We start from the raw sequence: 13,611 nt of genomic DNA, 5'->3' as shown, positions 1-13,611 counted from the left end.
ACCTTTCTTCTTATTTACATACATACCAAGTTTTAAATTCGACGGTCATGCGTCAATAGTGATGTGACTCTCAAAAGGGTAAAATTTTAGGTCTAATTTTTGGAGGCGTTACACGATTGGATTAACTATTCGCTAAATTTTATACATAAGTCATCCAATTGAATTAAAGACTTTAAGCCCATCGGGTTGAAGTAGATACATCTGATCACATACTTCATTTAAATATAAACGATCATGTGAAACACTAATAATAGCTCCTGGAAATTCTCTTAATACTTTCCGTATTTCTGGTTGCGAATTCGGTGAAAAATTGCGAGTTGGTTCGTCTAAAAAAAGGAGATTTGCTCCCATAAAGTCCATTTTTAATAGGAATAATTTTGCTCGTTGTCCTCCTGATAACTCATTGATAGAGTGTGTCATTTCCTCAGGCATGAAATTCATACTGGCCAAAAAAGTCATTATTTGTGTTAATTCTTCGCTCGTTTTTTCCTTAGTAAGAAATTGAATCGGTGTCAAGTTAGTATCGATGAATTCATTATAGTTTTGAGGCATATAAGCAGAAATAATTCCTTCTCTATCAGTTTCTTGATTGAATAAAAACCACATATATTTTAAAAGCGTTGATTTACCAACCCCATTAGCTCCAATAATTCCTATTTTATCTTGTCCTTGAACCGATAAATTAATGTTTGATACAAGTAATCGGTCTTCAATCTTTAAATTAAGATTTCTTATTTCCATGATTATTCGCGATTTAGCGATTGGAATGGAATTTTTAAAATAAATTTCAATGGGGTCTTCACTAAACACTTTTTGACTTCCCTGTTGATACTCTCTTTCAAATCTCTTGGCCATTGACTTGACGGTCTTCATTTTCTTCGCCAACAGTCTACCACTTGTTGAATCCTTAGTATGATTTAAACGATAATGCAAAGCTGATTCAAGCTTTTGTTGACGAGCAAATTTTTGAGCATACATTCTTTCATTTTGCTCATAGTCTTTTTGCTGGCTGCTTAGGCTTTGCTCACGATGAAAAAGATAGTCCTTGTAGGAAAATTTAGAGACTGTATGATGGGGATCCTTCCGATGCAACAGTCGCTCTAAATGAATAATAGAAGTCGCTGTTGATTCAAGTAGAGATTCATCATGTGAAACAAACAATATTGCTTGCTTACATTCTCTAATAAACTTCTCTAAACCCATTATCGAATCAATATCTAAATCATTCGATGGTTCATCTAGTAGTATTAAATCAGGTTCTTGAGCTATTAATCGTAAAAGCGATAATTTTATTTTTTCACCACCTGACAATGATCTCACTATTTGATCAGAATATACCCGATCCAAATCAAAACCCATTCTTTTACCGAATTCTATCATTTTATTATAATCCATCAAAAATGGATCCACATTTGAGAAAAAGAACTTATTAATACTTAAGTTGAGATCTTCTTCTTTCATTTGTTGAGGAAGATAACCAATCTGACTAAAATGATTTATTTTCTCTCCTTCAATAATTAAATAGTTACTAAGCGATTCGTCATCCACTAACCACTTTAATAGTGTAGATTTGCCATTACCTTCTTCGCCAATAATTGCTACTTTTTCCCCCGGATGAATAATAAAAGACAGATTATCAATAATTTTAACGAAGTCCATACTATGGTATACATGCAGATTATTTACTTGTAACATAAAAAAACTCCCTTCTACTCCTGTGCCAAATATCAATTATGTTTAGCAGCTTGGAATAGAATAGAAGTATCTCCTATATAACATTTGATACTTTCTAAAAAAGGCCACAATAAATAGAAGTCACTTCTATTCATGCTGCTTTCTTAGAAATTATTCAAATGTAACACCCCTCTTATTAAGTTACTTTAATTAAAACATATCTTTTCACTCAATTCAATTTTTTTCTCATAAAATCTTATACAAAAAACCTTCCCTTAAGTAAAAACTCAAGAAAAGGTTTTTATTTTAGCCCATTGCATTTTCTTTAGTGATTTCAGTAATTCCACCCATATAAGGTACTAGCACCTCAGGAATCTTGACACTTCCGTCAACTTGTTGATAATTTTCTAAAATAGCAACTACTGTTCGACCAACAGCTAAGCCTGACCCATTTAAAGTATGAACATAATCTAATTTGCCTTCAGCATTTCGATAGCGGATCATAGCACGTCGTGCTTGGAAAGCTTCAGTATTTGAACAAGAAGAAATTTCGCGATAAGTATCTTGAGCAGGAACCCACACCTCAATATCGTAAGTTTTAGCCGCTGAAAAGCCCATGTCTCCTGTACATAGAGTAATGACACGATAGGGTAATTTTAAGGCTTGTAAGATACCTTCTGCATTTTCAACCATGGCTTCTAATTCTTCATAAGAAGTATCTGGATGAGCAAATTTGACCATTTCCACTTTATGGAATTGGTGCATCCGGATGAGTCCTCTGGTATCTCGTCCTGCTGAACCTGCTTCAGACCTGAAAGAAGGAGACATAGCTGTAAACTTAACGGGCAAATCTTCCATTGCAATTACTTCATCACGGTAGTAGTTCGTTAAAGGAACTTCTGCAGTTGGAATTAAGATAAAGTTACGATCATCATTCAATTCAAACGTATCTTCTTTGAATTTAGGGTATTGGCCAGTCCCAAACATTGACTTTTCATTGACAATATACGGTGGAATAACCTCTGTATAACCATTTTTACCTGTATGAGTATCAAGCATAAAGTTGTAAATAGCTCGTTCCAATCGTGCGCCTAATCCTTTATAGAAGACAAACCGAGAGCCAGTGACTTTTCCTGCTCGATCAAAATCAAGGATTCCTAAGTTTTCTGCGATATCCCAATGATTTAAGGGCTCAAAGTCAAACTTTGTAGCCTGGCCCCAACGCCGATTTTCAAGGTTGTCTTCTTCATCTTCACCGATTGGAACAGATTCATGGGCAATATTAGGTAACCCATGTTCAATTTGAGCAAGCAAATGATCAATTTGATTAAGTTCTTCATCTAATTGTGCGATTTCTTGACCTATACCCTGCATAGACTGAATTTGCTCATCAACATTTCCTTGGTTACGTTTAATGGTAGCAATTTCTTGCGAAACCTTATTACGTATGCCTTTTTTCTCTTCTACTTGCCCAAGTACTAATCGCCTCTTTTGGTCTAACTCTTGAAATTCTTTTAAAAGTTCAGCCTTTACACCGCGATGGCTCAATTTTTCAGCCACTTCATCGATATGATCTCTTAAATACCGTCTGTCTAACATAAAGATTCCTCCTTTATATAATAAAAAGACCTTCGTCATATTTGGGACGAAAAGGTCTTAATTCCGCGGTACCACCCGTTTTTAAGAATCGTTAGTTGTGATTCTTACACTCACATCATAACGGTGATGACCGGCTTTACTTATGCTAAGCTTTCATAAAGCAGATTGGATACGTGGATTCACTGAATCAAGTGGTTAGCTTGCATCAACCGCCAACTTTCTTCTTGACCCTTACTTCAGCTACTATTCGTACTAACTATTAAATTAATTATATTAAACCGCCTCTATTTGTCAAGTAATTACCATTTAAGTCTCTGCGCTTTTTCAGTATCTCGGTAATGATGTACAGCTTCTAGACCAGTGAAATTCTGCTGTCTGAGAGCCTCATAAATAATAATGTTAGCAGTATTTGACAGATTTAAAGAGCGTATGTGTTGGTCATTCATAGGTATTCTTAAACACTGATCTTTATATTTTTCCATAAATTCTTCTGGTAGCCCAGTGGTTTCTTTTCCGAAGATAAAAAATTGTTCATCGATCATCGGATCTGCCAAATCAGCTTCACTATATACTCTAGGAGCAAACTTACTAATAAGAAATAAACGACGATTCCCCAGAAAGTCCATGAAAGCTGGTAAACTTTTATGATAAGTAATATCAACATGTTTCCAATAATCTAAACCTGCTCGCTTTAACATTTTATCATCCGTTGAAAAACCGAGTGGTTCTATCAAATGAAGACAAGTGTTGGTTCCCGCACAAGTTCTTGATATATTACCAGTATTGGCGGGCATCAGTGGCTCATAAAGTACAATATGATTTTTCAAACGTCTAGCTCCTTTTACTTTTTCGATTTTTTTTGCTTTGTAACCGGTCGATCGCATCTTGCATCTCTTCAATTGTTTCTGGATCACTTTCTCTTTGGAGTTGTTGCTGAATTAAATCGACCATTGAGGGGTTTTTTTCTCTTTGTATAACGCTAACAGCATAAGCGGCGCTTGCTCGAATAACTGGTCGAGGATCATTTTCAATCAGATCTAATAAATAAGTTAAAGCTGTCTGATCGCGGTAATTGGCTAATGCTATAATCGCATTCCTTTGCAACGGTTTCTTTCCGCGCCAAGAGCCCGCTAGATGACCAAACTGTTTTTTAAATTCTTTGTTAGATAGATTGAGCATATCTTTTAAAACAGGAGTCACATGTTCTGGATTCGGCTCCATCTCAAGATGATTATGAAAGTCGATGCCCTTATTATATGGACAAGTCATTTGACAAATATCACATCCATAAATGACATGAGTGATTTTCCGCCGAAATTCTTCTGCCAGATGCCCCTTAGTTTGGGTTTGATAAGATAAACAACGTTGAGCATTCATACGACCATCCCCTAATAATGCTTGAGTGGGGCAAGCAGTGATACATCGATTACAATCACCACAGCCATAATCAACTTTTGAGTCTGGTGCAAAAGGAATATTAGTAATAATTTCACCAAGATAGACATAACTACCAAATTCTTTTGTGACTAATAAGCCGTTTCTCCCTATAAAGCCTAATCCAGCTCGTTCAGCCACTACTACATCCATTAATTCTCCTGTATCAACCATCGGTTTAAAACGCGCATCAGGAATTTCATTTTTTATAAAGTTAATAATTCTTTGCATTCGATCAGATAAAATATGATGATAATCTTCGCCCCATGATGCTCGCGCAAAACTTCCCCGCCGCTCTTCTTTGTTATAAGGTAGATTATTATCCATTCTGCTAGGGTAAGCTAGGGCTATCGAAATAATCGATTGTGCACCCTCAAAAATCTTTTCAGGATAAATACGCTCTTCTATGATAGGATGCTCGAACCCAGTGGTAAATCCTTTGGCCTTTTGTTCCCTTAAACTGTCTTCAAAGTGAACAAAGGGCTCCGCTGAGGCAAAGCCAATCTTATCAATCGCAAATTCTTCCATTGAATTTTTTAAAACCTGTTTTATTCGATTCGCCGTTTCTTTAGTGATCAGATTGGCCACCTCCTATCTAAAAAAGCACAATAAACGCTAAGCGTTTACTGTGCTTACTGATCTTATTTTTACTCAGCTTCTTCTTCTTTAGCACCGATGACTTCAGGTTCTACTTCTTCTGCGTCTTCATTTTCTTCTGGTTCTTCAGATGGAGCAGAAACAGTTACAATTGTTTCTTCCAATTCATCTAAGATCTTAACTCCTTCAGGAACTTCTAAGTCAGAAATTGTTTTAGTATCGCCGATTTCCATACCAGTAACATCAATTTCAAATGAGTTCGGAATAATATCAGGTTTTGTTTCAACTTGAACTGTATTTAAGGTTAATTCAACAATACCTAATTTAACTGTTTCTTCATTGATAATATTCAATGGTACTTCAACAGTGATTGTTTGGTCAGCTGAAACAGCTTCTAAGTCAATTGAGTAGAATGTATCTTTTAATGCTGCTTTTGAAAAGTCTTTAAGAATTACTTTTTGTGTTTTTCCATCATAATTCAAATCAAAAACCGCGTTAGAACCTTCTTTTTTTAGAATGGTTTCAAATTCACGACGGTCCACTAACAAAGCAGTTGCTTCTAACTCATGACCATATAATATAACTGGAATTTTGCCTTCGCGACGTGCTTGTTTGGAAGCACCTGTACCTGTTTTTGTTCTTAATTCTGCACTAATTGCCATATATTAAAGCTCCTTTATTACTTATTGCATACAAGATGCGTATTTGCTGTAATTTTTACACATAAATTATCATATCAAAAAAAATCCAACAATACCAGTATTTTCTTAATAGCTGAAGAAAAAAATAAAAAGTGAGCAGAAAAATTGGATCGGCTCACTTTTTATACTATCTAATAATTCATCCAGTATCTAATTCTTAGATTTCTTAGTGGTTGTAGTTATTTCAAGTTTTTCTTCCTCTTTTTCATCTGAAGAAGACTTCTCTTCATCATCTTTCGTTGAATGCTTTTCTAAGTCGATTTCTTGTTCTTCTTCATCCCCTTCTTGAGCAGCTTTTACCAGTGTGTAAGCAGAAAGCCTAAAAGCATCACTGGTCTGTGTTGCGCCAGTTACAACATCAATATCTGCAAAAGGATCTTCTAAGAAGGCTTCGTTCATCTCTTCAATCGCTTCAATAACGGTCATTCCAGTTGCTTCTTCCATTTGAAGATTATATTCGTCTTTTTTCGTTAATTTTTCACCTTTATCATTGACATAATTAAAATCGGATTTAGTAATTTTGCCCTCTTCAACAGTAATCTTATGCTCCAAAGCCCATCCTTGTTCATTTTCTTTAGAGACAGCCACATATTCTCCATCTTTAAGATCAATTGAATCGTCCAATGCAGGTAGTCCGGCTAAAATGTCTGACTCATCTTTTTCTTGGTCTTCCATAGTTGTTTCGCCGTCTTCATCAGTCGCTTCTTCTTCTTTAGTTGTTTCTTCATCTTTAGTTGTTTCTTCATCTTTAGTTGTTTCTTCATCTTTAGTTGTTTCTTCATCTTTAGTTGTTTCTTCAACTTCTTTTGTGGTTTTTTCTTTAGTTGTCTCGTCATCTTCCTTGGTTGTTTTTTCTTTTGTTGTTTCCTTGTCCTCTTCAGTTGTTTCTTCCTCGGTAGTCTGCTTTTCTTCTTTAGTGGTTTCTTCCTTAGTAGTCTTCTTCTCTTCCTCGGTTGTTTCTTGGTCTTCTTTTGTGGTTTTTTCTTTAGTGGTTTCTTCCTTGGTTGTTTCTTTCTTGGTTGTTTCTTCTTTGGTTGTTTCTTCTTTGGTTGTTTCTTCCTTGGTTGTTTCTTCCTTGGTTGTTTCTTCTTTAGTGGTTTCTTCTTTAGTGGTTTCTTCTTTAGTGGTTATTTCCTCAGTGGTTTTTTGACTAGTAGTAACATCGGTTGAAGCGGTTTCTTTGTCATCATTTGTATTGCCACAAGCAGCTAATAGAATCATTGAACCTAATAATAAAGATCCTTTTAAAAATGAGCTTTTCAAATTCATTACAATCTTCCTTCCTTATTCATAGTCATTAAACTACCTAAATTTTAATCAAACTATTCTTGAATGTCTAGTAATACATACTCAATTACTGATATTATGCAAAAGAATAAAAATTGGCTTGCTTTTATAAATAAGATTTTGGTATAATCAATTACTGTTAGGCCGCCGTAGTGTAATGGATATCACGGGAGATTCCGGTTCTTTCGATGGGGGTTCGATTCCCTCCGGCGGTATTAATTATCTATATCTTGAATATAAAAGAATATAAAATAATGTCTTCAAATGGTTATACAATAGCCTTTAAGGGCATTTTTTTATTTTGATAAAAATAAAAGAATATAAAAAGATTTTGCACTTATTTTGCACCGCGTTTGATTAAAAATCTTATTCAATCATATAATCTAATCATTTTATCTAATTATATAAAGTAATTAAATTAAAAATTTAGCTGATTCACACTAGATTTATCTAACTATACAAACTCACTCTATAACAAACTACAAAACAAAATAAAAAAAGAAAGAGCTTAAAAACTAACCCTATTTTATATCTATTACTTTATTCAGCCTTTTTTATTAGTTTTACTTAATTGAGAGTAAGACAAACTTATATTTTATCTGAAGGTTTATAGGTTTTATAACTTATAAAAACATTCAATACTAAATACTTTTTGACCTAAATTTAAGGCTGATTTAGTAGATGGAATATTTCTAGAATCGATGTGACTCCACAATACCTTGACTGATTTTGGTAAACTGGCCGCAAAATTGGCCAGCAAACTCTCTGAATATTTATTTCCACGATAGTCTTTCGCAATCATAATTTCATTGATATAGATACCTTTTATACCAAAAATATCGTTTTTTTCCGCTGCAATTAAACCCACTTTTTCATTATTTACGGTTCCATAGTACAGTAAATTTTCTTCTCGACATTTTTCCATTAACTCAAAATTATTTACAGGTACTATATCCCTCATTTCTGGGGCCATCTGATGAAACAGACTATATTCCTTTTCGTACCAACTGTAATAATCCTGATTTTCAATCTTTTCTAGAGTTAATTCTTTATTTTTATTAGGAAATGTGTGTGCGTGTATTCTCTTTAAATTAGCAATATAAAATTTTTGTGAAACACTAAAATTATTACTATTCTCATGTTTTGACAATAATTTAGGGCTACACATATAACTAATATGTAAAGGATTAAAAATTTCAAAATACGGAAGGATGTTTTTAGTTATACTTTCCATCTTATTTTCTTCTATTTTAAAGTTCGCCCATATATAAATAAAAGGTTTTTTTGGGTTTTGACCAAAATGTCGAATTCCGGCCAATACATACTGATCAGAATCTTCGATCCGAATTAATTTTTGTTCATAATCAGATGGAACAGTTCCAGGTATTTTAAAATATTCAGCCCTAGCTTGCATCACACTTTTATTATTTAATTCGAGTAATTCATTTAATTCAGATAAAATATATTGATCTACCCTTTTTGGATTTGTTAATTCTTCCAAACTATTTAAATCATAGTTGAATTTTGCTGCTGCTCCAACAAAGGACATTTTTAATTTTTCATTCATTCACTTTACACCTCATTTAACCCTTATTTTAAACTACTTTTAAAACCCTTTCACGCAATTTTAATCGTGTTGATTTTTCTTTGCTTCTTCTATTTTTTTTAGTATTTTATATTCCATGCTATTTAAATAGTTTTATCTTCTATTGCTTTCTCGTATCTTTCTTCTTCTAATATATCAACTTGTTTCATTATAAAATATTTTATCTTTTATATATTTATTATTTTGTATAATAATTCTTATTATGACTTGCTATATATTTTGATAGGAAGAAGACCATTCACTTTGAAATCTTGGGGTTTTGATACTCTCTTGCTGCTTAAAATTTTAAACAAGAAGGATCCACACTCATATAATGACTCCTTTGAGTTAAATTACACGAACGTGAGTCGTATTAGTGAAGTTTCACTATCTTTACCAATTATATAGATACTTAGAAATAACTCCACTCTCAATTGAAAAAGTTGTGAATAATTTAAACCAACTAAAATATTAGAATAAGTGTCTAATCATTTTCATTTTTTCTTTAACATCCTTTTTTTCGAAACTTGTTCCTTTTAATAAAGCGGAAACTAAAGATGGTAACGTTCTAACTCCAATAATAAATGATACAGTGTTGTAACCGCATAAAACTATCCGTACGGATTCAACTATTCCTATAATCTTTGTAATTCCAGCAAATATTAAGTTTTTATTAATAACGGAATTGCTACTGACAACAACATATTTTTATGACTTGATTATCCAAACTTTGTTGCTCTGCTATTTTCATTATTCTATCTGATCCATTAGAAATACTATTATTATAATGTTCCACGTCTTTCAACGGCGGTATTTCTTCAAAAAAGAATACTATTTTTAATGAGCCACGTTCGTTCTATCGTATAAAACGATAAGCCAAATCAAAACGATCATATGGCTAAATTATATTTAATTAAACACAAAAAACAAAACACCCTATTACTTTTGAGTTCAAAAGTAAATAGGGTGCTTTGTTAATAAGTTAAACTCAGCATAGTTCATCGGTTATTGATCCATAATTGATCCTTGTTTAGAATTCAAATAAATAATGGGAGAAGTTGACCCATCAGGATGTATACGTTCAATGAGAACTAGACCTGCTTCATTTGCATAATACGAACGAATTGTATCGCCATCATTCTTTTCCATTTCTTCAATAATCAACACTTGATTATAGATATCTTGCCCAATTGTTACAGTATCAACCGTTCCAATTACTTTTTTCTTTATTTCTTCTTGGTAACCTGATTTAAAGATATTTCCTTCGCTTAAATCAACTGGTAAAACCAGTGACACTGTCTCATCTTGTGCATCGGGAGAATAGCGTAGGTCTTCAACAACTGTGTAATTCTCAAAATATGCAAGCTCATAAAGACCTTCCGGGCGAATCTGATAAACGTATGCAACAGCTTCAGTATCAGTGAATTCTGCCACTTGGAAAATGCCATTAGCATCAGGCATAAATTCCATAATAATATCTTTAGAGGTAAATTTGCTCCCATCACCTACATATTGATAATTTAAATACCGCGCATATGGAATGACTTCCTTAAATAAACTAGCATCGATAACCTCTTCCATTACTGATTCTTCTGTAGTCTCAAAGACCTCTTCATTCGTAGTTTCTTCACTTTGGTCAATTACCACTTGATCTTGTGATGTTTCCTCTTGCCCATATATTTCTGCACTTGGATTTAATAATAAGATGAAAAATAGGCCTAAAATGTTTAGGAGCATCCATTTATTTTGAAATTTATTTTTTTTCAAATTTATCCTACCTCCTATACTAGTTATATTATATAATAGAATACCTTCTTCAACGGAACTATTATACCACACCTATTATTAAGGAGACTTGAGTTAAAATAGAATATTTAATGAATTTAACTTCTTCTCCCTTATTGGATATGAATTTTTTATGAATGTAATCCTCTTAACGGGAATTAATAACCTTTCTTTTTAAATTATGATATGCTATAGAAGAAAAGTTAGACAGTTAAAAGGAGAGTGCAAAATGACAGATTGTATTTTTTGTAAAATTATTAACGGTGAAATTCCTAGCGCTAAAGTCTATGAAGATGATGAAGTATATGCCTTTCTAGATATCACTCAAGTTACAAAAGGGCATACGCTTGTTATTCCAAAAAAACACGTTAAAAATATCTTTGAATATGACAGTGATTTGGCTTGTAGCATTTTTAGTCGAATTCCAAAGATTGCCAATGCCATTCAAGATAGTCTGCCAGGAGTTAAAGGAATGAATATTCTTAATAATAATGGAGAAATAGCCTATCAGTCAGTTTTCCATTCACATATTCATCTCATTCCCCGATACCAAACAGAAGAAGGTTTTAAACTGAGTTTCACAGATAATTCTAAATCCTATACGAATGATGAATTTCAGCAATTAGCTGCATCGATTAAAAAAACGATAGAAAGTGTGAGTTAAATGAAAAATTTTCCACAAGGTTTCATTACTGGATTGGCACTTGGTGTTCTCGCTGGTCTTATGAACGCTAGACAATCCGGTGAAAAAACTCGGTATCAACTAAAACAAGCATATAATGACTTGCAAGTCGACCTTGACCAGATGGACCAAGATTATGAACGATTTAATAATTCTATTAAAACACTAAATTATGAAAGTAAACAAACAATAAAATTTCTTTCGCATTTAATCACACAAACTAAAAATAAATTCGAAGATGAGACACAGCCAAGAATGAGAAGAATTAAGGGGAATTTAAATCAATTGAATAAAGATTTGGAAACTGTTACACAATTAAAGCAAGTCAAAAAAAATTAATATTCCTCTGTATTAATTTTTTAAAAAAATATGATATTTTTAAGAATTTCAAGCTTTAATTACCTTTTCTAATGATTAAATGTTAAGATAAAGTCATGCTAGTTTATTTAGCAAATCACAGTAGTTCTACAGGAGTGAAAAGTATTATGAAAAAATCAATCCGTACATGGATTCTAACAGCAGCGAGTGTTGCAATTGTAGCTTTGCCTAACTTAACGAGTGTATCAGCTCAAGAAGGTGTTATCGCCACAATTGGTGATACAACGATTACAGCCGAAGATCTTTATAAGAACATGAAAGAACAATTTGGAGCGACAGCTTTGCGTTCTAAAATCATTGAAGCTGTACTCATTGAGAATGTTGAAGATGCTGAAGGCGCTAAGACAAAAGCAGCTGAAGAAGTTCAATCTCAAATTAAAGAATTGGGGGGCGAGGAAGTTTTCCAACAATTCTTATCCTATCAACAAATAGGTAGTGTTGAACAATACGAATACCAATTATATATTCGTAACCTCTTACAAGAAATTGTTGAAGGCCGCATTGATATGTCTGATGAAGCGATTCAAAACTTCTATGACAATGATTATCAACCAATGATGGAAGCCCAACATATTCTGGTTGATACAGAAGAAGAAGCATTGAATGCCATCGAACGTATCAATAATGGTGAAGAATTTGATGCCGTAGCTCAAGAGGTTTCTAAGGATGGTTCAGCCCAAAATGGTGGACTTTTAGCACCTTTTTCTCCCGGACAAATGGTTCCAGAATTCGAAGAAGCGGTTAAATCTCTAGCGAATGGTGAAATGACTTCTGAACCTGTTAAGTCTGAATTTGGATATCATGTAATAAAAACAATTAATAATGGCGAGAAAAAACCTTTAGAAGAAAGTCGCGAAGAAGTTATAGAAGCTTATAAACAAAGTAAGTATGCTGATTCAAACTTCACCTATGGCATTGTAGGGGAACTCATTAAAAATTCTGATTTGAAGATTGAAGACCCCGAACTTAAAAATGCAGTAGATGATCTCATTAATTTAGCCGATCAACCTGCTGAAGAAGCTCCAACTGGAGAGGCTCCTGCTGAAGAAGCTCCTGCTGAAGAAGCTCCTGCTGAAGAGGCTCCTGCTGAAGAGGCTCCTGCTGAAGAGGCTCCTGCTGAATAAGATACTCTAAATGAGTAAAATTTAATAAAAGGTTGAGGACATAAATCCTCAACCTTTTTGCATTCTATAAGTAATATTAGCTACTTTAATTTAAAAGTTTAATCTAATTGTCGTGCTTGTTGATCTTCAATTAACAGACTGATTTCGCTTAATAATGAACTCGTAAGGTCTTGAGAATCAAGTTGATCATTATTCTTAATAAAGTATTCAAGTTCATAAAGATTTACTAACCAAGGCACGACATCCTCTGCATTCGCTCCTTCTTTATCTGCAAACCAATACTCAAACGTAAAGAGTGTATTATTTATCTCGCCTGCTTCTAAATTTAAAACAATATCATCATTGCCCCATAAAAATGCTAATAAATGACCTTCTTCGACATCAGTCAACATCAACTGATGATCTTCATCATTTCTAATTATTTTAAATGACCCACCAGGCGTGCAATCGATCATTACCATATCGGGATTCCATTGAGATAAGAATTCATTATCTGTAAGGTGTTTCCATACCTCTTCAGGGCTTGCATCAATCTCACCTTCAAAAAATAATGAAAATCCTAAATCTACTTGCGGATCAAATGAATGATTATGATGACACCCACAACCACTTTGTTCATTATGACTGGAGTGGTGTTGGCAACCACATTCATGATCAGAAATAGATTTATTATGTTGACATTGGCATTCATGGCCGGGTTGGTGGTGATGACCATGGTCTTGGCAATTACATTTCTTTTGATTGTTATTTTCGGTCATTCTTATT

At 33.5% G+C, this 13,611-nt stretch carries 12 protein-coding genes, 1 tRNA gene and 1 other annotated feature; of the genes, 4 read left to right on the top strand and 9 right to left on the bottom strand.

Translation table 11 applies throughout. The features are described from left to right. Positions 1 to 150: 150 nt before the first annotated feature. The 6 genes from HF969_RS03145 to HF969_RS03120 form a co-directional block, all read right to left on the bottom strand. Positions 151 to 1,695 (bottom strand): ATP-binding cassette domain-containing protein, encoded by a 1,545-nt coding sequence (locus tag HF969_RS03145; protein WP_090289317.1) that lies wholly within the window; start codon positions 1,693 to 1,695, stop codon positions 151 to 153. A gap of 285 nt (positions 1,696 to 1,980) precedes the next feature. After that, positions 1,981 to 3,273, bottom strand: a complete 1,293-nt coding sequence (serS, locus tag HF969_RS03140) for a serine--tRNA ligase (RefSeq protein WP_090289316.1) — start codon at positions 3,271 to 3,273, stop codon at positions 1,981 to 1,983. A 39-nt stretch (positions 3,274 to 3,312) separates the two neighbouring features. After that, positions 3,313 to 3,539: a binding site (T-box leader), on the bottom strand. A 33-nt stretch (positions 3,540 to 3,572) separates the two neighbouring features. Further along, positions 3,573 to 4,100, bottom strand: a complete 528-nt coding sequence (locus HF969_RS03135) for a tRNA (cytidine(34)-2'-O)-methyltransferase (RefSeq protein ID WP_281241368.1) — start codon at positions 4,098 to 4,100, stop codon at positions 3,573 to 3,575. A gap of 4 nt (positions 4,101 to 4,104) precedes the next feature. Next, entirely contained in the window at positions 4,105 to 5,235 is a 1,131-nt protein-coding gene (gene queG, locus HF969_RS03130) for a tRNA epoxyqueuosine(34) reductase QueG (RefSeq protein ID WP_090289314.1), read from the bottom strand. A 119-nt stretch (positions 5,236 to 5,354) separates the two neighbouring features. Continuing rightward, positions 5,355 to 5,966, bottom strand: coding sequence for a 50S ribosomal protein L25 (locus tag HF969_RS03125; RefSeq protein WP_090289313.1), 612 nt, complete (start codon positions 5,964 to 5,966; stop codon positions 5,355 to 5,357). Positions 5,967 to 6,155: 189 nt separating this feature from the next. Next, complete coding sequence (locus HF969_RS03120) at positions 6,156 to 7,274, bottom strand: hypothetical protein (protein WP_143406543.1); 1,119 nt, start codon at positions 7,272 to 7,274, stop codon at positions 6,156 to 6,158. A gap of 161 nt (positions 7,275 to 7,435) precedes the next feature. Between HF969_RS03120 and HF969_RS03115 the strand changes: the two genes are divergently transcribed. Beyond that, a tRNA-Arg gene (locus HF969_RS03115) sits at positions 7,436 to 7,507 on the top strand. A gap of 401 nt (positions 7,508 to 7,908) precedes the next feature. On the opposite strand, the gene HF969_RS03110 is transcribed toward HF969_RS03115, so the two are convergent. Both HF969_RS03110 and HF969_RS03105 read right to left on the bottom strand, forming a co-directional pair. Further along, the gene (locus HF969_RS03110; protein WP_090289312.1) at positions 7,909 to 8,859 is read right to left on the bottom strand and encodes a hypothetical protein; all 951 of its coding nucleotides are present in this window, start codon (positions 8,857 to 8,859) and stop codon (positions 7,909 to 7,911) included. Between the two features lie 1,023 nt (positions 8,860 to 9,882). After that, entirely contained in the window at positions 9,883 to 10,644 is a 762-nt protein-coding gene (locus tag HF969_RS03105) for a hypothetical protein (RefSeq protein WP_090289311.1), read from the bottom strand. Positions 10,645 to 10,891: 247 nt separating this feature from the next. Between HF969_RS03105 and HF969_RS03100 the strand changes: the two genes are divergently transcribed. The 3 genes from HF969_RS03100 (at position 10,892) to HF969_RS03090 (ending at position 12,846) form a co-directional block, all read left to right on the top strand. Continuing rightward, the gene (locus HF969_RS03100) at positions 10,892 to 11,326 is read left to right on the top strand and encodes an HIT family protein (protein WP_090289310.1); all 435 of its coding nucleotides are present in this window, start codon (positions 10,892 to 10,894) and stop codon (positions 11,324 to 11,326) included. Then, entirely contained in the window at positions 11,327 to 11,683 is a 357-nt protein-coding gene (locus tag HF969_RS03095; RefSeq protein ID WP_090289309.1) for a YtxH domain-containing protein, read from the top strand. Between the two features lie 146 nt (positions 11,684 to 11,829). Continuing rightward, positions 11,830 to 12,846: a peptidylprolyl isomerase gene (locus HF969_RS03090; RefSeq protein WP_090289308.1), complete on the top strand. Its 1,017-nt coding sequence runs from the start codon at positions 11,830 to 11,832 to the stop codon at positions 12,844 to 12,846. Between the two features lie 98 nt (positions 12,847 to 12,944). Here HF969_RS03090 and HF969_RS03085 read toward each other — a convergent pair whose 3' ends face one another. Continuing rightward, positions 12,945 to 13,604, bottom strand: a complete 660-nt coding sequence (locus HF969_RS03085; RefSeq protein ID WP_090289307.1) for an SRPBCC family protein — start codon at positions 13,602 to 13,604, stop codon at positions 12,945 to 12,947. Positions 13,605 to 13,611: the final 7 nt, after the last annotated feature.

It is taken from the genome of Facklamia miroungae, assembly GCF_012396555.1.
Lineage (GTDB): Bacteria > Bacillota > Bacilli > Lactobacillales > Aerococcaceae > Facklamia > Facklamia miroungae.
The sequence above is the reverse complement of the archived record's forward strand: the minus strand, read 5'-3'. Positions and strand labels throughout refer to the sequence as shown.

Excerpts from the sequence above, each read along its gene's own strand:
- HF969_RS03085 (WP_090289307.1), bottom strand. The coding sequence starts at position 13,604 with ATGACCGAAAATAACAATCAAAAGAAATGTAATTGCCAAGACCATGGT.
- HF969_RS03145 (WP_090289317.1), bottom strand. The coding sequence starts at position 1,695 with ATGTTACAAGTAAATAATCTGCATGTATACCATAGTATGGACTTCGTT.
- serS (WP_090289316.1), bottom strand. The coding sequence starts at position 3,273 with ATGTTAGACAGACGGTATTTAAGAGATCATATCGATGAAGTGGCTGAA.
- HF969_RS03090 (WP_090289308.1), top strand. The coding sequence starts at position 11,830 with ATGAAAAAATCAATCCGTACATGGATTCTAACAGCAGCGAGTGTTGCA.
- HF969_RS03120 (WP_143406543.1), bottom strand. The coding sequence starts at position 7,274 with ATGAATTTGAAAAGCTCATTTTTAAAAGGATCTTTATTATTAGGTTCA.
- HF969_RS03110 (WP_090289312.1), bottom strand. The coding sequence starts at position 8,859 with ATGAATGAAAAATTAAAAATGTCCTTTGTTGGAGCAGCAGCAAAATTC.
- HF969_RS03125 (WP_090289313.1), bottom strand. The coding sequence starts at position 5,966 with ATGGCAATTAGTGCAGAATTAAGAACAAAAACAGGTACAGGTGCTTCC.
- HF969_RS03100 (WP_090289310.1), top strand. The coding sequence starts at position 10,892 with ATGACAGATTGTATTTTTTGTAAAATTATTAACGGTGAAATTCCTAGC.
- HF969_RS03095 (WP_090289309.1), top strand. The coding sequence starts at position 11,327 with ATGAAAAATTTTCCACAAGGTTTCATTACTGGATTGGCACTTGGTGTT.
- queG (WP_090289314.1), bottom strand. The coding sequence starts at position 5,235 with ATGGAAGAATTTGCGATTGATAAGATTGGCTTTGCCTCAGCGGAGCCC.